Here is a 22529-nt window from a genome sequence, read left to right as displayed (position 1 = left end):
GAGAGCAATTAATAACGCCTCATCTCAGGTCAAACTGTTGCGTCAAAATCAGTGATACTACGCGAATTATGGATTTGACACTTGTTGATGCTCCTTGATTAATTCGTGAATCCGATGTCGTTCGGAATCATCCACGATGAAATACCAGACGCCGTCGATGGTTTGACCCTTGCCTTTAATTTCTTCGAACTGAATCCTATCCAATTCCGGTCTGTATTTGCTAACGAAGCTTTTCATCTCACTGAAATTCATGTTCGTTCTGACGCTGTCTCCTACCTCGCTTAGCAGCTTCTGCATGCGGGTGATATTCGAAATATTAAGCGCATGGTGGATGATCCCTTGAATGATTTCTCGCTGTCTCGCGTTTCTCCCTAAATCGCCTCGAGGATCCTCGTGCCGCATCCGTGAATATTGAAGCGCTTGGGAACCATTTAATTTCAAATGACCTTCTTTGAACGTGTACCCCGAAAAATCGAACGCATTCGGGTTATCGACCTCAACGCCTCCTAGCGTATCGATAATCTTCGCAAAGCCTTCCATGTCGACCGTAATATTATAATTGATTGGAAAATCCAAGAACTGTTCAACGGTCTGAGTTGCCATCTCGATATTTCCAAAAGCATACGCATGGTTGATTTTGTCCACCGTATCATGCCCCACGATTTGCGTTCTCGAGTCCCGCGGAACGTTGAACATTAAAATTGATTTTTTCGCTGGATTAACGGAAAGCACGATCATGGTGTCTGATCGGCCACGATCATTCGCACGATGGTCAATACCCATCAGCAGCACGGAGAACGGTTCCTTTTCTGACAATTTCAAGGGGCCCAGCTTAGGCTTTACTTCAGGATCCGTACTTGCGTAAATTGGACGGATAATTGGTTCAAACATCGTGGAAGCCGTTTGTTTGACAGAATTATACGTATACCAAATGAAGCCGCCAGCAAATAAAAATACTAGCAAGAGAAAAGCTCCCACCACAAGCATGATTCTTTTTTTCAACTTGCTTTTTAGTTTTATCATTCTTCATATCCCCTTAACGAATGAAAGAATATTGATGCACAGGTTTTTGATACCATTTGTATCATAATAGCAAGTTATTACCATGGATTTCAAGCTAACATTTAGTCAATTACGCACTAAAATCCAATATTTTCGTGATTCGACAACGAATTTCCCAAAAAAAATGTTGCTACAATTCGTATCTAATATTATACTAAATGTGCACTACTAATCTAGATGTGCATCGATTGCGTTTTAATCAGACGAGATTACCGAAGGAGGGTGAATGCCGGCGAAGCCCGGCCCATCATCGTAACTTACTTTAATTAGAAAGGTGTACACACCAGTGAAAAAAACCTTGGTTATGTTTTTGCTCGCTTGCATGTTCATTCTCCCTTTTGCCTCCACCGGTTTTGCCGCGGCCAAAGAAGACGCGTACGTGTCCGATTTGAGATACGAGGCATCTAGTTTGACTGCGAATTCTGTTACCATTGAATGGACGCCGAATCCCGATGCCGTAACAGTCACGCTTTACTACAAAGCAATAGGCAGTTCCGAGCACGCTATTAACCTGAACGCTTCAGCCTCCAAAGCAACGGTTCACGGACTAAATGCCGCGACGACGTATCAATTCGAGCTTAGGGGCAGATGCAGCACATGCCAGAATCTCTTCTCGAATAATTTGGAAGTAACTACTCCTCAAATTTCAGATTCCTCAACTTCGTCACCTTCCGCGCTGCCTGACGCCTCGGAAGGCGTAAGCAGAACCGACAGCGGGGTAACTCTGGGCGAAAAAGCCTATTTAATTCAAACTACAACTGATGCGGACGGAAACAAAGTCGCGACCCTAACGCTCGACAAAGATAAGCTCATTCTGGCATTTGCTTTGCTTGCCGGTAATAGCGATTCTGCCCAAACGATCTTCCTCCCCTTCGACGAAGACGACGACATCGTGCGGGTTCGTCTTCAAGCAGATATTCTTGCGGGGAATACGAACCACAACGCGGTTATCTCCATCGAAACGAATACATCCGGCTATGATTTGCCTCTCGGTGCGCTCGATATCGCAAAAATTGTCAACGACCTCGGAATGGATTTGAAGTCAACCTACATTACGATCAGCATCAAGAAAATCAAAGGCGCCCTAAAGGAAGAGCTGCTCCAGAAAGCGGAAGCTCAAGGAATTTCCTTGCTTGGAGATGCTTTTGAATTCGGAATTACGGTTGAAGGTACAGACAACTCCGCGCCATTCGACGATTTCGGCACGACATACGTAACCAAATCGATTGTCGTTAACACTCCGTTCGACGGCAACGTGGCTACTACAGTTTACGATCCCGACACCGGTAACTTCGTCTTCGTACCCGGTTTGCCGAAAGACGGACAAGCTCCCATTAGATTCCAAATGAAACGCGCGGGTAATAGTATCTATGCCGTCGTGGCATCGAAGAAGAGTTTCGCGGATATCGAACATCACTGGGCAAAAACGGATATCGAACTGCTCGCATCAAAGCTGCTGCTCAAAGGAGTTTCAATCGATAAATTCGAACCTGACGCAATAATTACTAGAGCTGAGTTCGTCGTGATGCTCGTTCGTGCCCTAGGTCTATCGCCCAGCTCATCCGATACTACGTTTTCGGACATTACTGCCAACACTTGGTATTCGGATGCCGTCGATACTGCCGTGAAAGCAGGCCTTATCAAAGGCTTCCAAGACGGCACGTTTAAACCACAAGCGCCGATCACACGATTACAAATGGTCTCCATGATCGCAAACTCGCTTAGTCTCGTAGGAAAATCGCTCGACGTCGACGGAAAAGAAGCCGCTATGTTGGTCCGATTCACCGACCGAGCTTCCATTCCAAAAGAATCGGAAAGCGCTACGTGTCAAGCACTGCTTGCCGGCATACTGAAGGGTAACGTGGACGGCACGTTCAATCCTAAGGGCAACGCGACTCGAGCCGAGGCCGCTGTGATGCTTAAACGTCTGCTTGTCTTCGTAACATTGATTGAAAAGTAAAAACATGTGATCCTTTTGGTCTAACACGTTCTAGAAGATCGCTCCAATCTTGCGTACATGCGAGATATGGGCGATCTTTTGCATGTTCTTAATGGCTAATGCAATCACTGCTGAAAAATAAGAAAAATACCATAAAATTGTCTTTTTATTGCATGTAAAATCGACATTTAGGTAATAATAGATTTTATATTTGATACGTTTTGTAACTTTAAATGCATTTGTTAGCATTTCGTATTAATATGTTGATAGAGCTGGTTAGGAGGAGTAGTATGAACATAGGCAACCGCATAGCTAATTTGAGAGATGGACGAGGATGGACGCAAGAACAAACCGCTGTCATGCTCGGCATTTCCAGAGCGGCTTTATCTCATTATGAGAAAAACCGCAGGGAGCCCGATACAGACACGCTATCCAAATTCGCAGATTTGTTTAACGTTTCCGTGGATTACCTGGTCGGCCGAACGGCGGTGCAGGACAGTAAGCTAAGCGTGCCTGTTCGCGACTTTGTCGATCAACTGGAACTTGCTGACGACGAGTTGATGAACAAGTTTGATTTAATGATTGACGGCCGTAAGCTGACACCTGAGGAAGCTCGTCGATTTATCGCCTTCGTCCGAGCGGAACGCTTGATGAATTAACTCCTAATATTATTATTTGAATATTTTGTAACACAGCATGCCTTTGACCTTCCTGCATCTGAAGCAAGCAGCTTATCCAACTTTACATACCGAATTTATACTTCCGCTTGTTTGCGCAAAATGATCAAATAATCGTATTAAATAAAAATAGGACGGCCAGGAATAGTCCTGGCCGTCCATTAATGTGCTCTCTTAGAGACATACGTATCCGATACGTCTGTCGTTTAGCTTATGAAATTTGCGAATACTCTACTTCGTGCTGCCTTGTCAGCACTGAAGCACGGCCAATGCTGAAATAGGTGAAGCCGTTCTGCTCCATTGATTCATTCGTGAAACAGTTTCTGCCATCCACGATAATTGGCTGTCCGAGCAGCTGATGGACGCGCTTGAAATCCATTTGCTTGATTTCATCCCAATCCGTTAAAATAACGCAGGCATCCGCATGCTTAACTGTATCGTAAAGGTCCGTGCCGAACTCTACTTGTTCAGGCAAATGTCGACTGGCTTCCGGCATGGAAACGGGATCATAAGCTTTTACGGATGCTCCTTTCTCGATGAGTATCGGAATGAGATCAAGCGATGGCGCAAACCGCAAATCATCCGTTTCTGGCTTGAAGCTGAGCCCTAGTACTGCGATTTTCTTCCCTTCCAGTTCTTGCAATGCTGAGTGCAATTTATCCATGATAATGAGACGCTGGCTGTTGTTGACCTCGATAACAGAATTGATAATGCGAAAATCGTAATTGCACATGCTTGCTAAATACCGGAGCGCCTCCGTATCCTTCGGAAAGCAAGACCCCCCGTATCCGATGCCCGCTTGCAAGAATTTGGAGCCGATCCTACTATCAAGACCAACACCGATGGAAACTTGCGTAACATCCGCTCCCAATCGTTCGCATAGATTAGCGATTTCGTTAATAAATGAAATTTTAGTGGCTAAAAACGCATTCGCAGCGTATTTAATCATTTCGGCGCTTTCTAGGTCCGTTTGGAAAACGGTGGTATTAAAAGGTTTATGCAATTCAGCGATTATGTCGCCGGCTTTAGCTGATGTCGAGCCAATAATTGCACGCTCCATATTCATGCAATCCGCGATTGCCGTGCCTTCGCGCAGAAACTCGGGATTAGAAACGACATCGAATGGCGTCGTTGGATCAGGACGATTATCGCTTATTATCTCCGCGATTATGCGACCTGTGCCGACCGGGACCGTACTCTTGGTTACGACAACTTTATACTTGTTTAGGTTCTGGCCGATCGTGCGGGCAGCTGCCTTCACGTAGTTCAGATCCGCCTCTCCTGTGAAAGACATTGGTGTGCCGACCGCAATAAAGACGATGTCGGAGGCTTGTATGGCACCGTTGATATCGGTTGTGAAGGCAAGGCGCTTCGCTTCCTTGTTCGAAGCTATGAGTTCGCCAAGGCCGGGCTCATAGATCGGAACGATGCCGTTGTTCAATTTATCGATTTTTACGGGATCGATGTCGCAACAGATGACTTCATTTCCGATTTCGGCAAAACATGTACCCGATACGAGCCCAACGTACCCTGTTCCAATTACCGCAACCTTATTCATTGATGTCTGCCTCCTTGGATGCTCATTTCGGTCTCGTACTTCCCGCATAAGAAATCCAATACGTCTTGTCGAAGTTCGCTGCGTTGAAGGGCGAAGTCGATAGTAGCTTTAATGAAGCCTAGCTTATCGCCTACATCGTAACGCTTCCCTTGGAAATTATAAGCGAGAACTTCTTGAAACTCATTTAGTTTTTGGATCCCGTCCGTCAGTTGGATCTCACCACCGGTCGAGGGTTTCAACTCTCCCAAGATATCAAAAATTTCAGGTTTAAGCACGTATCGGCCCATGATTGCGTAATTCGATGGAGCTGTTTGTTTGGTCGGTTTCTCGATTAAATTCGCCACTCGGATGACATTAGGAGCAATCTCCAATCCATTAGGATCGATGACGCCATACTTCGGTAAATCCTCGTCTGGAACAGACTGAACTCCCACGACCGAAGAATCGAAATGATTATGAATCTGAATTAGCTGCTTGAGGCAAGGAACTTCCGACTGGACGATATCGTCGCCGAGCAGGACCGCAAACGGTTCGTTGCCGATGAATTTACGCGCGCACCAAATCGCATGGCCTAGTCCTTTGGTTTCTCCTTGACGGACGTAATGGATATGTGCGAGCTGACTAATGCGACGAATTGTATCAAGTTCATCATACTTATGCTTCGCTGCAAGGGTTTCTTCCAACTCGCTTGATTTGTCGAAGTGATCTTCTATCGCTCTCTTGCCGCGACCGCTTACGATAATGATGTCTTCTATGCCCGAGGCAACTGCTTCCTCAATGATGTACTGAATGGTGGGCTTATCTACAATTGGTAGCATTTCCTTCGGTTGAGCTTTCGTTGCGGGCAAGAATCGCGTTCCTAATCCGGCAGCCGGTATTATCGCTTTTTTGACTTTCATAGTGTGGGCCTCCCCCTTCTTTATCGCAAAATTATTGCTCGTTCTGCCGTATTCCTTCGACCTGACGATTATCCGCATGCAGCCCCAATCCCGGCATTTTAGCCAATATCGGTTTCCTGCCAACCGTCATGAGTTCCCGGTAATAGGAATGAATTCGACGAACGACCAACTCTTCAGTAAACGACCGCTCGATTACGTAACGTCCTTCACGACCGAATCTATGTCGAAGAACGTCATCGCGAAGCAGACGTTGCAGGGCAAGCGCAAGTGCGCTTGGGTCCAGATATGGCGTCAATAACCCCGTAACCTCGTGCTTTACCAGCTCGCGCGTTCCGAGCACATCCGTCGCCACGACTGGCTTCCCGTAGGCCATGGCTTCCATTAGGATTCGCGGAATTCCTTCCTTTTCAGAGGTTAGAACCACGATATCGCAAAGCTCGATATAAGAATAAATGTCCAATTGATGACCGACTATGATAACCTGTTCTTCCAAGCCGTAAGACTTGATCCCGTCTCGTACACTCTGCTCCAATTCGCCCCTGCCGGCAAGAAGGCACACGAACGTTTCGCCAGCTTGCTTTAAGCAATGCAACCCGTCAAGAAGCAAATCATGATTTTTGACCTTTTCGAACCTCGCCCCCACCAGCATGACCGGGACGGAAGGCTTAATGCCTAATTTAACTCTCAGTGCTTGCAGCCGCGTTGGAGTAATCGTTTGACGATGGTGGTCGAGCGCCTCCAAGTCCACGCCGTTCCCTTCGTAGTACACGTTCTTCCGCCTGGCGAATGCTTTAACTTTATCGATATCTTCGTAATTTTGTGAAGCTACCGCATGGCAGAAGAGCGCGCCTACGCGTTCCATCAACCTGTACAGCTTGTTCTTCTTGGCGCTTTGCCCCTCGAAAAACGGAAGGCCGTGAGTCGTATGGACGATCACAGGTGTTCGGCTGAGCCATCCCGCAATGCGGCCGACGACGCCAGCCTTTGCGTTATGGGTATGTATGATGTCGTAACGCTCTCGCCTAAACAGCATCGCGTACCGGAAGATGGAGACCAAATCGTTAAACGGAGATATTTCACGTTTCATCTTCAGGAAGCGGGTCTCCAATTTTTTTCCTATCAGCAAATCCGGATTATATCCTTCCTTGTCGGAAATGAGATGAATGTCATAACCCATTGCCTGCATCAACGCCAACTTATCAACCATGATCTTATGACTGAGCGCAGTTGTGCAAACATGCCCTACTTTCATTTCATACCCCTCCCAGAACTAAATCAGCATTATACGTTCGATACCACGAAATGAATTTCCCCAGTCCCTCCTCAATGCTCGTAACAGGTTTGAAACCAACAGCTTGTTCGATCGCCCTTGTATCGGCGAACGTTTCGGCGACATCGCCGTCCTGCATTGGCAGAAGCTCTTTCTTCGCGCTAACGCCGAGCAAGTTCTCCAGCGTCTCGACGAAATGCAGCAGCTCGACTGGCTGATTGTTGCCGATATTATAGACTTTATAGGGGGCGTAGCTGCTCGACGAATTAGGAATTTCCGGTCTCCAGGTGCCATCGGGCGTTGCGGGCTGATTCATCAGCCTGACGATACCCTCGACAATGTCGTCTATATACGTAAAGTCGCGGCGCATGCGTCCATAGTTAAACAATTTGATCGCTTCGCCGCGAACTATTTTTTCCGTGAACGAATAATACGCCATGTCCGGCCGGCCCCAAGGGCCGTAAACGGTAAAGAAACGCAGCCCCGTCGTCGGCAAGTCGTACAGATGGCTGTAGGTATGCGCCATTAATTCATTCGCTTTCTTCGTTGCCGCGTAGAGGCTGACGGGATGATCCACGGCATCCGATTCCGAGAACGGCATTTTGGCGTTTGCCCCATACACCGAGCTTGAGGAAGCATAGAGCAAATGGGGTACTTGTGTCTGCCGGCTGCCTTCGAGAACGGAAGTGAATCCTGCGAGGTTCGATTGTATATAAGCATTAGGATTCTCCAAACTGTATCGAACGCCGGCTTGGGCGGCCAAATGAATCACTCGATCGAATCTTTCTTCCATAAAGAGTCTTAAGACGGCAGCGGTATCTTCAAGTTGGCCTTCGACGAAACGGAATTTTTCATAAGGATTTAGCATCGCAAGTCTTGTTTTCTTCAGTTTTACGTCGTAATAGGCATTCAAATTATCGAACCCCACCACCTCATACCCTTCGTCAAGCAGGCGCTTGGCGACATGAAAACCGATAAATCCGGCAGCGCCGGTCACGATGACTTTCATATTTTCCCTCCGCTCCAAATGTATATCTATCCATACCAATACTTAATTGTTTACATATTGTATCAAGTAAGACTATTTCTCTATTACTACTGGAGGTTTTAGCATGAGCGCTGTTTCATGGATCAATGTCAAAGATTACGGTGCTGTCGGCGATGGAGTCACGGATGATATCAAGGCCATCCAAAAAGCCATCGACAACGGCACTAACGCCGTCGTGTATATGCCGGCTGGTACGTACGCGATTACCGATTCCATCCGCATCAATAACCCGCTTACGCTGATGGGTGACGGTAAAATCGCTACCATCATCAGCATGAAGTCGCAAGCGAAAGACGGTATTAAAATTACGAATGCCGCGAATGTAACCGTTACCTCGCTGCAGGTGCGCGACATCGTCAATCCTGGCGACGCCGAAAGCCATGCCATCATTTTAAGTAACGCAACCAACGCTACGATCGAGCATTGCCGTTTCGAGAACACGGATGACACTAGCATCCGAGTAGGTTATAACGATAAAGGCGTATGCACCTCCTGCAGAGTGTTGTTCAACGACATCGAGAATACGACGGGCGGCTCCGGCATCGAGATTATCAAAGCCGATGATACGATCATCATGGGAAATCGCATCAACAGGAGCTTCCAACACGGCATCCGGCTCGATGGTGCCGTTCGCGCCACGGCGATCGGAAACATCCTCTCGAACAACGGATTCAGCGATATTTCGTTGCAAAGCTTCACAGATGGCAAAGGCAATGTCAGCAAGCTGACGGAAGAGTGCGTCGTACAGGGTAACCAATGCGCCGGCGGTGGCAAAGCAAGCGGAATTACCGTATTCAACTCGGTTCGCGACTGCTTGGTGAACGGCAATCTAATCCAGAACAACATTCGCGGCATATACGTCTACGATCCGGACGACAACGGCAATTCCGATACTCAATTCACCGACAACCGGATCATTAACTGCGAGACCGGCGTGGATATCCGAGGCAAACATTCGAACCTGGTCTTCCGCGGGAACGTGCTTTCGAACTTGGTAACGGACACGATCTCTTCCGCGACCTCTTATGGTTTCTTCGTCGACGCCAAGAACAAGAAAATCGCGGATATTGTCATGGAAAACAACGTCGTTACGGGTTCGCTGATTAATAGCTCCAAGAATCAAGCGGCAGCCCGGTTCAAGAACCTTACGGACGACAGTAGCATCTACTTCAAATACAATTCTTTCGGAATCGGCACCACCCCAAAGGAAGGCCCGATTATTATTGACGATCACAAAGGCGTCGTCTTCACAAAGCTCGGAACTCTCGAAACGAACACGACCATGAAACCGTAACGTTATTCGTAAGGAAGCAACGTATTCGTATCGATTCCATTCATATCATTCGAGAACGAACCGCTTCCATCAAAACGAAAGTACTTGTTATCGTCTTGCGTATGGCTCAGCCGCATCGTATTGTTCCGAAAAAAAACGCGTGCTTTGTCCGCAAGCTTCGTAATACCTATCGCGACTTGGAATCTGCCGCTTGCATCCCGTTTGTTCGTGATATCGTTGTTCTCGATCGTTAGATCAAGCGCCTTGCCGTAACCCTCTATATGAAATGCGTAAGCGTATTGGGCTGAATCCGGGCTTTTTTGAAAAGCGGTAATCGTATTTTGCCGGAAAGCCAGCCTACGCTCGCTACCGCGAATGTAAACGCCAGTACCGTTGTTCGATACGGTGTTTCCTAGAAAAACGATATCTCGGTTCCCGTAGCCATTTGAGTCGTAAATTTTCAATCCAATGAGGTTGTTATCGAAAACATTGTCCGAAACGGTCCCGTTCTCCGCAGAGTTGAACACGGTCAATCCCGAATTACCACCGTTTCCGCGGCAGTTGTTGTTGTTGACCATGAAATTCGTAACCGGGTGCGTAACAACCTCGTTGGAACCGAAGCCTTGAATCGAAATTTCCGAAAATTTGCTGGCATATGTCCGGTTGGCTACGACAACCGGGCCGGTTGCTCCGCATAAGCGTATGCCGTGCTGGAAGCTATCTTTAACCGTGCAACCTTGGACTAAGGTATCCGCCGCCCGGATTACTTCAATTCCGGATCCGCGATTCGTCTTCTCGATATCGCAGTAGAGCAGTTTGCAGCCCCTGGATACCGAATTTTTTCCATACCCGACCCGAATACCGGAATCGTCGCTATTAAAGACCCGGCAATGCTCGACGACGGCATTCTTGGCATCGCGAAGATGAATGCCTGTATTTTCTCCGCCCTTCGTATTTTTGACGTCCCGGACCTGAAGCTGCGAAATAAATACATCGGATGTTCCCGTCACCAGGATACCGTCTGCATTGACGGCCTTCATGCGAATGATCGATGCGTTCATGCCCGCGCCGATCAAGGAAAGCGGACTCGAAACTTCCAACGTTTGCGTCACCACATATGTGCCTTCAGGAAAATAAACACTCCCCTTTCGTTTCGAGGCGGCTTGAATTGCGGCTTTGATCGCTTTGGTATCGTCTTGTTTGTTGTCTCCCTTGGCACCGTAATTCTTGACGTTAATCCAGTCGACCACCTCTGAGGCTGGAAGAGCCCTTGATGTGGGCTCCGTCGATACGGGGGCCAACGCCGAGCTTTCCTTAACCGAAGTACCGAACATTTGGTTTAGCCATTTAACTCCGGTAGCGTTCGCCAGTAAGTAACCAGCAACCAGCGATCCGGCAGCACCTAGAAAAGCTCTACGGTTCATCCGATTCGGGCTTTCATCCTGTTCGCTCTTCCCCAAGTTTTATCAATACTCCTTTGCGCCTCAATAACGAATCATACAATTCGACCGTTTGTTCTAACGTACGCTTCAAGGTAAATCTTTCCTCTACTATAACTAATGCACGATTCCCCATATGCCAGCGGTCCAGTGGACTAAGCGCGACCATTTTCAGCAGCCCTTCCGTCAGTGCTGCAGGATCGTCAGACGCGACCACGTACCCGGTCTCTCCATCCTCGACTAGCTCGGCTACACCGCCCGTTCGCGTCGCTATGACCGGCTTGCCTGATGCCATCGCTTCCAATACCACGTTCGGAAACCCCTCCCAACACGAGGAGAGAACGAATGCGTCAGACATATGCAGCAAATGAGGTATATCTTGACGAACGCCCAAGCATCGGACATGCTCTTGAAGCCCAAGCTCTGTGATTCGGTCTTCGATTCGTGGTCTGAGTTTGCCATCGCCTGCGATTACGAGCGCACTGTCCGGATAGTCCCTCACGACGCTCGCGAAACTATCGAGCAGGCCGAGATGGTTTTTCTGTTCGACCATTCTTCCCACAGTCAAGTAAACAAATTGACTCTCGGGAATACCGAGCTCCCTCCGGAGTTGAGACAGAGCCTCCGAAGACGGTGAGGTGAATCTGTCCATTTCAACGCCATTGTACAAAACCTGCAGTTGTCGTTGCGAAACAGCTCCTTGTTTGACCTGTCGCTCGCCTGCCGCTTTGCATACCGCCGTTACACAATCTGCCATGTGCTTAGTTGCTCCTAGCAGCCGTTCGCGCAAGCGACCGCCGATATTTTCGTTTCGGATGGAAGATATGATGATCGGAACTCGAGCCAATCGACCGAGAATGCGGCTAGAAAAATCTGCATGAAACATATACGCATGAATGATATGCGGTTTTTCCTTTCGCATCAGTCGAAAAAGCGAGAACAGTTTTACCCACGACAACTGGCTATTAATACCGATCTCGATGACTTTAATTCCGTTATCTCGAAGTCTTGCGGCGAGAAGTCCTCCTCTTTGGAGCGAAATGACAATCGTTTCAAACCGCTCCCGGTTTAAACTCGTTGCCGTCTGGAAGAGCATCATTTCCGCGCCTCCGGTATGTAGTCCGGATATGACCTTGAACAGCTTTATTTTTTTGGCCTGCATTTGACTTCACCTGCCTCTTGTTCGTTTTCTTTTGATAGGCATGAACGCCGTACAAGATGGCTAACGTACCCGCCATTAGGGTAAATGAGGCAGAAAACGCCATTTCGGGATCAGCGTACATAACTCTGAACGCAAAAAAGTTAATCCAGGCAACCCGGAATACAATGCTGATCATTTCCGTCATGTCGCTGAACAATCGATCAAATAGGGCAAGCACGGCGCCAAAGGCCACTCCGGCAACAACGACTCCGGCAATGCCCATGCTGAGATAACCGAACGATACTAAGTCGATCGGAACCGTTCCTGAAGCACCAAACTGCTGCGTGTTAATAAACGAGATCGTTTCAGGCAGCTTGATCGGAAATAAGGTATCCGGCATCAAGTACAACCAGCTATACGCGACGTCGCCGAACCAATGAAAACTCATTTGTTCGGGATAGACGGTAATCACGTTAGCCAGAGATGCGATCGGGAAAGAAAATTCCGCAAACACCATCGCAAACACGTTCGAGGTATTCTCGGAAACCGTCGATACCCGCTGGGTTAGACCCTCCGGATACAGGAAATAGTTGAACAGTTGCTTGCCGAACAGCACCATGAAAATAAAAAAGACCCCGAACCCGACGAGTGTCCGAAGCTTGATCTTCCCTTTGTAAAGCATTTGAGCAACCGGGAACGTGACCAGATAGGAGATCAAGCCCATACGCCCGGCTTTATGAAATAACAGCATCATCGAAAAGATGAACATAGCTGAGAAACACAACGCAGCTAAGCGGCGAACCGATACACTTCTACCCTGTTTCATCAACGCATAGAACATATACGAGGCAATAAGCAGGAAAGGGCTGACGTTCTTCAAAAACGCAAACGGAGAGTTAAAGACGTTCCCTCCCCCCCTAAGCAGGATGGCATTTTGGAAAAGGCTTCCGAAACCGCCAATGGACTGCGTATAGACAAGAAAGCTGAGCGTACCGAAGACGCCGACCATCGACGCAATCATGAACAACTGTTTATCCGGAAGTTCAAAAGACAGCTTCATGACCGATTTTCTGCCTCGCGACTCTCGCCTCAAGGATAGCTTTTGCATAAATGCATAGCCGAACAACACGCAGAAATAGCAGCCCAGGCTGAGCAGCGATGCCCGAAAATAGACTCTAGAGTCAAAGTCGTACTTGCCAAGCCATGCCCAGTTCGGCAAACTTTGAATGTCGAACGAGATTAGAAAGATCGGAGAAACGCAAAACGACAAGAAATATATGATATGAAAGCCAAGCAAAAAGTCGACCGGTCCATGCGTTCGCTTTCTGCTCACTTCGACGATGCCAATGATTCCTCCGATCAGCAGTGCGATCGGAATCGAATAGTACCCCATGTGCTAGCACCTCCTTACTCATTCAGCGTTTCTATCTCTTCATACCTCGAGCAACAGTCGTCGGTACTCGCTAGAGATACGTTCGACGTTGAAGTACGCAGCCCGGCCTTTCTGCCTATCTACATAGGCAGCCGCATCCTTTCCGGATAAAGAGCTCACGATCGCCGAAGCCAATGCAACCTCGCTTCCGACCGGTACGATCGAACCGTACTTGCCGCCGTCCAGCACGTCATCGACTCCGATGCAATCCGTTGATACAATTTGTATCCCAACAGCCAGAGCTTCAAGCAATACATTGGGCATCCCCTCCCAGCGTGAAGAAAGGACGAACAAATCGGCTTTAGCGACAAACGCGAACGGATTAGACGTGAAGCCGTGAAAATCGACTTTGTCCTTCAAGCCCAGCCGATCTCTGAGCAATTCTAGCTTGGCACGCTCTTTGCCTTCTCCGAGCACGATTAATCGGCATGGCATTTCTTGCTGCACGAGCGCAAATGCCCTTAAAAGCACGTCGTAGTTTTTTTGCTCCACGAGTCGCCCTACGCTAATGCACACAGGCAGCTGTTTATTCGTAATCCAGGCGTGTTCCGCCTGTTGGATGGCTCGCTTATTTACTTCTTCTGTTACGACCGGGTTGTGAATAATCGTTACTTTACTGACAGGCAATCGAGAAAAGCGTATCAAATCCGTGGCCATGCCCGAGGATAGAGCGATAATCCGGTCCGCTCTTGGATATAGAATCCGATATAGCCTCTTTATGAATCGCCCTTTTGTATTCCCCGGAATTGCGAAGCTTGGCGCATTTGCTTCCCGCAATACCAGCTTCGGCGTTTTCCGCAAAAAAGGCCGAATAAATAGCAACAAGAGATTTAAGTGGCCCAGCGTGGACAAGACGACGTCTGGCTGAATCCGGTTTATTTCCTTTATCAGTTTGAAGATGCTATGCCTTACTCTTCTTGTGTTCAAGTCGACCGCCTCGACGTCGTCAGGGAGTTGATCGACGTATGGTCCTTCGAGCTTCAGCGCGATAAAGGAAAGTTGGATGTCGTTTCGGCTTATATGCTTTAACAAGTTGATAATGACTCTTTCGGCCCCGCCCCCTCGAAGCGAAGGCGTAATAAACAAAACTTTTTTCATTCTCCGGAACACCTCGATTCCACTCTACTGACTTGGGAACTATAACGACACCTTCGAGATCGTGTATCGATACTTGCCCGAAGCGGAGGTATCGATACGAGCGGCGTATTTAAAGATCACGTCACACTCCTCGCCCATGGACCTGCGAATGTCATGGGTGACTTGGTCAAGCATAGGCCTGTTTGCCGCGAGATCCCTCTCCCCGCCGCCGCTTACGATCGTGATTATGATCCGATTGAAATCCTCTTGAACGACTTGATAGCGTTCAACCCATTCAAGCGGAAAAAGCAGCTGCGTGAATAAAGAACCATGAATTCTTGTGCCACCAGACGTGATGAAGGAGTCGCTCTCTCGGCCGTAAACTTCTTTTAGAACCCGGTGCGGTCTTCCGCAGGAACAAGGCTGCTCCGACCAACGCGCCATATCGCCGATTTTGTATCGAATGAGAGGCATCGCGTAATTAACAAGGGAGGTTACGACAACGTGGCCCGCTTGACCTGGCGCAATCGGTTTGCCGTGGTCGTCCACAAGCTCTACGTAGTGCATCAATTCGGAAACGTGAAGTCCTTCATGACAATCGCACTCGCATGCCATGTCGCCGACTTCTCTCGAGCCATATCGATTGAATACTTTCGTACGAAACGTGGATTCAATCGTTTCCCTCATCTCGGCACGCAATACTCCTGCTGTCGTCATAATCCCGCGGGGAGCATGGACGGTCAAGCCCTTTTTCTGAATGAAACGCGCCAATTCGTATATGCTTTCTACGTAACTTAAAATTTGTTTCGGTTTAAAGCGGTTTATAACTTCGACATATTCCAACATTTGCTTTTCCGACATTTCATAGGCATTTAGCCAAATTTCTCCGCGCAACCATCTGCCCATGTAAGTTCGCCAAGTTTCTTTGCCGGCGAGCAAGTCTCTAACAGACCCCCATAAACGAATCTGTTTATCGCCGGCGACTCTTCCACTCCATTCGTCGAACAACATCTTGTTCCCCTGTGACCAGTCTTTATATATCTGATCTTGTGCGAAACGGGCCGGTGTTCCGGTGGAACCGCCCGAGGTATTTTCCGTCCAGTCGCGAGTATCTAAGTCATCCGACAACAACTGCTTATACTGATGCTTCAGAATAGACTTATCCATCAGTGGAAGCAGCGCGTAACGTTCATAGTCGATACGTCCATCCGCTGTTACGATGCCATTCATTTGACCCATATCACTGAAATAGGGCACGTTGCGTTGCGCAAACTTCAACAAGTTTGCAAGTCGTCCATCGCGTTCCTTCCAAAACCGCTCATGGTCTGCCCATTGCATGGCTTGCAGATATTCGAGCTTATCCGTAATTTGACGATGATGGCGATGCTTTAAATTCAGCATTTTCCGTTTTAAATCCATTGCATTCATATACTCAACTCCTACTTCCTCGTATTGATTAGCGTTCACTATTGCGGAATTTTTGAGCGGGAACACATAATGCCAATCCCGGCAATGTAAATCAATTGGAACAAAGCCCCTGTCAGGCTGTAACATATAATGCTAGTCAAGGCGTCTCCGAATTCATAGCCTAACCAAAGCGAGAGCCAACGCGCAGAGAATAGAAAGACTTCAAAAATAAGCATCGACTTTTGGCGTTCTAACACCTGCGCTGTAACCGAAGCTGGTGGATTCAAATACGCAAAGAATAACCACAAAACCATCCAACGTGCATATTCGCCCGCCAGCCCCCATTTTTCACCGAGAAGGATCTTAAACAATTCCGGCCCCCAGATCATAATGATGAGGGTAGGCACAATACCTATAACGAACAGAGCAGCAGTCGTCTTCATAAACACGGGAAATAACCGTTGTCCCTTGTTATGAATTTCCGATGCGCGCTTCAAATAAACTTGACGAACTGATTGGCTGATAATCGTAATCGGTTGTTGAAGCAGACGAAGCGATACGCCGTAGTACCCGACAATGGCCGAGCCATAATACATAGCCAATAAAAAAGGCGCCATCTGGTTACTCAGCGCGTTCAAAAAAGTTTGCGGCATGTTGAATAATGGGAATTGTTTGTACCGAACAGCAGCAGCTTTGATTTTGGCCCATTTAAGGTGCGACAGAATATTTTTTCCGTCTTCCTTCCATGTCTGATACATAAGAGCTGTTGTAGCGATAACCTGTCCCCCTAATTGACCGAGAATTAACCCGACCGCCTGAATGCCGGCAAAGCCTGTAGATAATTGTATGCCGCTTACCGTCGTAGAACGAAGAACTTGGGAGATGGATTGTCTTTTAAATGTTTTCTTTCGCGTGCTCCAATAATTGCAGCTTTGGTACCAGCCAACAGCCAACATCCCTATCGGAATCCAAATTAACCAAAGCGAATCCGATCCTGCTTCAAACATACTCATGAACCATTCGCCGAAGCATGCAAGCAGAATGGCAATGAACCCCGTTACGGCAATTACAGAAAGCATGGACAAGCCCATGACGTTGGCAGCTTCTTCATCGCTCTCCGGCAGCACGATCGCGATTTCGTATTTCCCCCCGGTAATCATAGAGAGAATACTGATCATAGAACTATAGAACGTAAAGATGCCATAGTCCGTCGGCGAAAACATGCGCGCGATGATTGGTGCAGATAAAAACAAAATGATTTGCGACGCCACCGATCCGGTTATAAGCACTGTTAGCTGCTTGCCGAAGGTGTTGACTCTCGATGACCGCCGAACAGACATCGTAACCGATCGCGCTGTGCGCATGATTGGATACACTCCATTTCGAAATAAAAGTTTAAGGAATACAGTTAATGTTTAACTGCATGCCTTAAACTTTTAATGTTAGGCAATTCATGAGATTAAAAAATAATGGGCATTTAACCCACCCTCACGCTACACCCTTGACGATCAACGTCTAAGGCGGTATACCGCCCACAGCATAGCCGAGTACCTACATTGATAAAGGTAAGTAGATATCACCTTAGCGAAGCATTGCTTCCGTTTCAGCAGCGACGAGGAAGCCTAATAGTTATCCATTCCTTTAAAACTTGATGCCTTCATGCCGTTTAGTACAACGCCAATTACGTTCGCTTTAACGCTATCTAACTGGTCTTTTGCTTTTTTGACATACTCGCGCTTGGACCGTTTGGCATGCACGACAAGGATGACACCATCGCAGCGAGCTGCGACGATTTTGGAATCCGCGACTGCCAGAACAGGAGGTGAATCGATTAACAGTATGTCCGCTTGCTCTCTAAGAGCGGTAATCAATTGCAACATACGTTTTGAAGAGAGCAATTCTGACGGATTATGAGGAATTTGACCCGACGGAATAACGCGTAAATTTTCGATATGCGTTTCTTTCAAGATATCTTCAAGCTCTAGGGAATGTCTTAAGTACGAGGATAATCCAGCCCTATTGTCCATATTGAATATTTGATGAAGCATCGGACGACGCATATCGCCATCCAAAATGACCACGCGTCTTCCTGCTTGAGCGAAAGAAATTCCTAGATTGACGAGCATCGTCGTTTTCCCTTCTCCAGGCATGCTCGAAACTGCGGATATGACTTGCAGTGGTTCATCTAAGTCCAAGAATTGCAGATGTGTACGCAATGCCCGAAATGACTCAGACACATGCAATTTGGGGTTAGTATCCGTAATGAGAGCCTGTCTATTGATTTGTCGCAACATACGAGGATTCACCTGCTTTCTCGCTATTCGAGGTTTGGCTTGCTTTGGAATGACGGAAATATGATTTATCCATATCGACGATTGCGGCCAACACGGGAAGATCGAGATATTCGTTGATCATTTCTTCTGATTTCAACGAATCGTCAAAATTATTCACGAACAAAGCAGCTGCTGCGCTGAGCAAAAACGCCAGGATGACGGCAACCATGATATTGAGAACGGGCTTTGGAGAGATGGGGCTCGGTGCGTTTTCCTCGCTTGCCCAGTTCAGTACCGTAACATTGTCGACTTTCATTAAGACGGGTATCTTCTTAACGAACTCGGTGGTCACTGCGTCAATAATTGAAGAAGCACGCTGATAACTGGTATCTGTTGCAGAAAACGTCATGACCTGCGTATCGTTCACAGAGCTCACCTTGACCTTTGAAGCCAGCTGGTTGGCGGTCAGATGCAGTTCCGGATTTTCCTTGGCGACATCGTCCATGATCCATCTCGTTCGGACAATCTCCTTATAAGTAGCAATAAGTCGGATTTGAGCATTCAGGTCGTTAAGATTCAAATCTTCTTCTCCGTTTACGATTTTTGTTTTATTGACCATTATTTTCGTGGAGGCATCATATTGGGGATCAATATAATGAAAAGAATATATCCCTGTTGCAATGCCAGCGACGATTGTGATTAGTGCAATTGCCCATAACCGCTTCCGTAATACTAATAACAAGCCCTTGAAATCCAAATCCATAACCTTTATGCTCCTCCCCATTTCCAAAGCTTTCTGAGATTGTTGCGTTCCTCCATCGGCTGCGCAACGAGGTGTTCTCCCCGAAGCAGCAGTTCCGCGTTGTTTTGAAAAATAGCGGCGGCGGCCTCGCATTGGTCCGTTACAAGCCGTTCATAAGCTTCCTTCATCCAAAACTGTCTGGTTCGGGTATTATGAGCATCAGATGCAAGCAATTGAGCCCATCCGTTCCTGCACATTTGGATCGCAACGTGTTGTACTTTATGACCAAAGAGACCAACAATCGATTGTGACGTCACTTGCGCGAATACGCCCCTGTGGACCCATTCAGCAAGCAATGCAGGTTTTTTTATAAAGCTGTGGTTACGCTCGGGGTGTGCCAACACCGGTATGACGTTCCTGATTCGTAGTTCTTCCAAGAAATCCGAAAAATAACGAGGGATATGATCATCCGGAAGTTCAATCAACAAATAGTTGCTATTTCCAAGCGTTTGGTAATTCTTTTCTAAAAGTTCTGTCCGATAATCGCGATGCAGGTGAAATTCCTGTCCTGGTAACAGGGTTAATGGTAGGTTCGCTTCATTTAGCCGCCTTTGAAGCTCTTTGATTTTCATGGCAATTATCGACGGTGGGTTATAGTATTGCTTTTTTCCGTGATGCGGAGTGACAAATACGGTTGTTATACCTTGATATAATGCAATCCTCCCCATATGTAAGGCTTCTTCAAACGTAGCTGCTCCGTCATCAAGGCCAGGCAATATATGACAATGAGTGTCTATGATTCCTTTTGCCAAGCATGATTCCAAACTCGTATTCATTCTTATTTCCCATCCTTTATAAATCCAGCTTGTTGCAAACGCATGAAATGGGTTTTAAGTAACTTTGTCTCGGATACAATTTGTATCGTGCGATATCTCTAAATTTAAGATACAAAGTGTAACATTGTCAAGTAGTAATTTTGCTCTCAATCCTGTTTCGATACAAATAGTATCTCCATGAAAACAAAGAAACCTTTGTAGGAAAGAGTGTTTCTTCTCTCTCTCTTCAAAGGTTTCTTTGGCTTTGTTCGCCCAGTAAGCCGAATGAATGACGACTCTAATAATCGGTTGACGATCCTATAGCCTCTGAAATTGAATACCTTAGCAAATCAATTCACCTGTCCGTTATGTATAGTTGCGTTCTGCAGTCAGAAACTGCTGCCACTTCTCGAGAGGTATGCCTAATTGTTCGAGAAGAACTTTAATTTCAATTTGCGCCGGAACTTGTTTGTTATCCATCAGTTTATCGTCTCTATTTTTCATGACCGCTCTCCCGTTCCTTCATGTCCTCGTAAACAATTTTCAGTGTTATTATACCTAAGAACACAAGAAGAAGGTGTCGTTTGGTGTGCGTCAGAACCCACATTTTTGAATAAATAATGTCGTTTCTTGTCGGATCGCACCCATTACTTAGTTATTCTTATCGTGGTCCACTTTGCAGAAGATCGATAACAATACCACTTTTTTATACCACCGAAAGACGAATTCTTTACGAATAAAAAAATAAAGTCTCGATTAGGTTCTTGGAACTATTCATTCCAAGAATACAATACTATTTACCCTTGCAATGTCTATTTCTGAAAAGTAGAGTAGAATCGTGGTAGGTCTTTCAGCGGCGACTTTTTCTTATATTTCTTTATATTTCACGTACTGGAGGTATGGAATGAAACGCAAATTAGTAATTTTATTGGTGCTGGTGGTTTGCTTTGGTTCGTGTCTTAACTACACAATAAACAAGGCATCCGCTGCAGGAGCCGTCTATTATGTTTCAGTAAATGGTAACGATGCGAACAGAGGAACTTCGCTTTCCGCTCCTTTCAAAACCATCAACAAATCAGTTGCTGTCGCTAGAGCAGGAGATACGATTTACGTACGTGGCGGCGTCTATTATCCTACTAGAGCTATTAACCCGACATCCAGTGGGACGAGCACAATGCCCATTACTATAAAGCCCTATGGGAATGAAAACGTAGTTGTAAACGGAACTAAACTTCTACTGGATTCTGATAAAGTCATCCGCATGGATAACGTATCATATTGGATTATTTCAAAAATTAACGTTACTGAAGCACGCGGCATTGGTATCAGCATCCAAAACTACGCGCATCATATTCGGATCGAATCCCTTTCTACGTACCGGAATCACGGTACCGGTTTGCACTTGGAAAACAGCGCGCACGATAATTATATAGACCGGGTAAATTCCTATCTGAATTACGACGAGAAAACCGGAGGCACAAATGCTGATGGCTTCGCTATTAAGAATGGTGCCTACAACAATACATTCAACCGTTGCAGTGCCTGGAACAACTCGGATGATGGCTGGGATACTTGGGAAGGGAGTTCTTCAAACATCAATAAATCTTTCGCATTCAACAACGGCTTCGACGAACATGGGAAACACTTCATTAACGGAAACGGGAACGGTTTTAAATTAGGCGGCGAATACGACAGCAATAACCCTTATAAGAGCGGCAACAATCAGGTAAGGGAATCCATAGCCTATGGTAACTATGCGAGCGGTTTCACTTATAATGGCGCCGTTCTGCCGAACAAGCTCTATAACACGACGGCTTATAATAATAACAAAGGCAGTTTGTCCTACGCATACAACTACGATTTCAGAGGCTCGGATACGATCGTGAATGCCATTTCGGCCAAAGGCAGAACGCTTATCGGTGACAATGTAACACAACTGAACAATACATGGAATTTAAAAATCGAGCCGGTGTTTCAAAGTACTGACACCAAATCTTCTAATTTTCTATATCTGAATAAAGAAAGCTCCAGCATTGACGCAGGTCGTTTGACAGGTCTTCCTTATAGCGGCACTGCACCCGATCTAGGAGCTTTTGAGTTCGGAGACGAGTGGTAGCAACAGCCACCATATAGTATGAGTAGACTTATTATCTCTTGAACGCCATCATAAATCCCCTGCCAACACCTGTTTAAATCAAAAAGCGCCTTTGGGTTTTACCCCTATGGCGCTTTTTGATATGAACAGGTGCTTTTTTCTTCATCAGAAGTTAATATTCGCGATTCGCGATTGGTTTACTGCTTCGTCACAGGCAATGCGCGAGGAAATGAGAGCATCGGAGACGCAGTCGTCTATGCGGTTGGCTCTTTCGAGCAGTCTGGCTATTTCACAGAAAAACAGTGCCTTAGCTTGTTTGCGAATAAGGTTTCCAAAAAGCATTGTCTCTTAAGGATTTGAGTTCGGCATAGAAGACATAGAG

General features: G+C 46.8%; 19 protein-coding genes. 4 read left to right on the top strand and 15 right to left on the bottom strand.

Features of this window, described 5'->3' with window-relative positions; all coding sequences use genetic code 11:
• Positions 1-66: 66 nt before the first annotated feature.
• Complete coding sequence (locus AC0YNU_RS14650; RefSeq protein WP_475757681.1) at positions 67-1023, bottom strand: LCP family glycopolymer transferase; 957 nt, start codon at positions 1021-1023, stop codon at positions 67-69.
• A gap of 325 nt (positions 1024-1348) precedes the next feature.
• Between AC0YNU_RS14650 and AC0YNU_RS14645 the strand changes: the two genes are divergently transcribed.
• Together AC0YNU_RS14645 and AC0YNU_RS14640 are read left to right on the top strand one after the other, a co-directional pair.
• Positions 1349-3022 carry an S-layer homology domain-containing protein gene (locus tag AC0YNU_RS14645; RefSeq protein ID WP_475757679.1) on the top strand — a complete coding sequence of 558 codons (1674 nt, stop codon included), beginning with the start codon at positions 1349-1351 and terminating at the stop codon, positions 3020-3022.
• Between the two features lie 269 nt (positions 3023-3291).
• Positions 3292-3660, top strand: coding sequence for a helix-turn-helix domain-containing protein (locus AC0YNU_RS14640; protein ID WP_475757677.1), 369 nt, complete (start codon positions 3292-3294; stop codon positions 3658-3660).
• Between the two features lie 229 nt (positions 3661-3889).
• Here AC0YNU_RS14640 and tuaD read toward each other — a convergent pair whose 3' ends face one another.
• Genes tuaD through AC0YNU_RS14620 form a run of 4 tightly spaced genes read right to left on the bottom strand, consistent with a single transcriptional unit; the run spans position 3890 to position 8414 of the window.
• Positions 3890-5236 (bottom strand): UDP-glucose 6-dehydrogenase TuaD, encoded by a 1347-nt coding sequence (gene tuaD, locus AC0YNU_RS14635; protein WP_475757674.1) that lies wholly within the window; start codon positions 5234-5236, stop codon positions 3890-3892.
• Positions 5233-6135, bottom strand: a complete 903-nt coding sequence (galU, locus tag AC0YNU_RS14630; protein WP_475757672.1) for a UTP--glucose-1-phosphate uridylyltransferase GalU — start codon at positions 6133-6135, stop codon at positions 5233-5235. The genes tuaD and galU overlap by 4 nt, the downstream gene beginning before the upstream one ends.
• 31 nt (positions 6136-6166) lie before the next feature.
• Positions 6167-7387 carry a glycosyltransferase family 4 protein gene (locus AC0YNU_RS14625; RefSeq protein ID WP_475757670.1) on the bottom strand — a complete coding sequence of 407 codons (1221 nt, stop codon included), beginning with the start codon at positions 7385-7387 and terminating at the stop codon, positions 6167-6169.
• A 1-nt stretch (position 7388) separates the two neighbouring features.
• The gene (locus tag AC0YNU_RS14620) at positions 7389-8414 is read right to left on the bottom strand and encodes an NAD-dependent epimerase (RefSeq protein ID WP_475757668.1); all 1026 of its coding nucleotides are present in this window, start codon (positions 8412-8414) and stop codon (positions 7389-7391) included.
• A 103-nt stretch (positions 8415-8517) separates the two neighbouring features.
• Here AC0YNU_RS14620 and AC0YNU_RS14615 point away from each other — a divergent pair, with 103 nt between their 5' ends.
• Complete coding sequence (locus AC0YNU_RS14615) at positions 8518-9747, top strand: right-handed parallel beta-helix repeat-containing protein (RefSeq protein WP_475757666.1); 1230 nt, start codon at positions 8518-8520, stop codon at positions 9745-9747.
• A 2-nt stretch (positions 9748-9749) separates the two neighbouring features.
• On the opposite strand, the gene AC0YNU_RS14610 is transcribed toward AC0YNU_RS14615, so the two are convergent.
• From AC0YNU_RS14610 to AC0YNU_RS14565, 10 genes are all read right to left on the bottom strand, one after another.
• Complete coding sequence (locus AC0YNU_RS14610; protein ID WP_475757664.1) at positions 9750-11186, bottom strand: glycosyl hydrolase family 28-related protein; 1437 nt, start codon at positions 11184-11186, stop codon at positions 9750-9752.
• Complete coding sequence (locus tag AC0YNU_RS14605; RefSeq protein WP_475757662.1) at positions 11164-12264, bottom strand: glycosyltransferase; 1101 nt, start codon at positions 12262-12264, stop codon at positions 11164-11166. Before AC0YNU_RS14605 ends, AC0YNU_RS14610 begins: the two co-directional genes overlap by 23 nt.
• Positions 12218-13699 (bottom strand): hypothetical protein, encoded by a 1482-nt coding sequence (locus AC0YNU_RS14600; RefSeq protein ID WP_475757659.1) that lies wholly within the window; start codon positions 13697-13699, stop codon positions 12218-12220. Before AC0YNU_RS14600 ends, AC0YNU_RS14605 begins: the two co-directional genes overlap by 47 nt.
• A 39-nt stretch (positions 13700-13738) precedes the next feature.
• Positions 13739-14836 carry a glycosyltransferase gene (locus tag AC0YNU_RS14595; protein ID WP_475757657.1) on the bottom strand — a complete coding sequence of 366 codons (1098 nt, stop codon included), beginning with the start codon at positions 14834-14836 and terminating at the stop codon, positions 13739-13741.
• A gap of 39 nt (positions 14837-14875) precedes the next feature.
• Positions 14876-16243: a phenylacetate--CoA ligase family protein gene (locus AC0YNU_RS14590; protein WP_475757655.1), complete on the bottom strand. Its 1368-nt coding sequence runs from the start codon at positions 16241-16243 to the stop codon at positions 14876-14878.
• 38 nt (positions 16244-16281) lie between these two features.
• Positions 16282-17586, bottom strand: a complete 1305-nt coding sequence (locus AC0YNU_RS14585) for a lipopolysaccharide biosynthesis protein (RefSeq protein ID WP_475757652.1) — start codon at positions 17584-17586, stop codon at positions 16282-16284.
• Between the two features lie 258 nt (positions 17587-17844).
• On the bottom strand, positions 17845-18516 hold the full coding sequence (locus tag AC0YNU_RS14580) for a CpsD/CapB family tyrosine-protein kinase (RefSeq protein ID WP_475757650.1): 672 nt from the start codon (positions 18514-18516) through the stop codon (positions 17845-17847).
• Entirely contained in the window at positions 18497-19258 is a 762-nt protein-coding gene (locus AC0YNU_RS14575; RefSeq protein WP_475757646.1) for a YveK family protein, read from the bottom strand. Before AC0YNU_RS14575 ends, AC0YNU_RS14580 begins: the two co-directional genes overlap by 20 nt.
• Positions 19259-19263: 5 nt before the next feature.
• Entirely contained in the window at positions 19264-20073 is an 810-nt protein-coding gene (locus AC0YNU_RS14570) for a tyrosine-protein phosphatase (RefSeq protein WP_475757644.1), read from the bottom strand.
• Positions 20074-20418: 345 nt separating this feature from the next.
• A complete protein-coding gene (locus AC0YNU_RS14565; RefSeq protein ID WP_475757642.1) occupies positions 20419-20556 on the bottom strand; it encodes a hypothetical protein in 138 nt (45 codons plus the stop codon).
• Between the two features lie 400 nt (positions 20557-20956).
• Here AC0YNU_RS14565 and AC0YNU_RS14560 point away from each other — a divergent pair, with 400 nt between their 5' ends.
• Positions 20957-22168, top strand: coding sequence for a right-handed parallel beta-helix repeat-containing protein (locus tag AC0YNU_RS14560; RefSeq protein WP_475757640.1), 1212 nt, complete (start codon positions 20957-20959; stop codon positions 22166-22168).
• Positions 22169-22529 lie beyond the last annotated feature (361 nt).

The organism is Paenibacillus sp. J31P316, assembly GCF_056269105.1.
The sequence above is the reverse complement of the archived record's forward strand: the minus strand, read 5'-3'. Positions and strand labels throughout refer to the sequence as shown.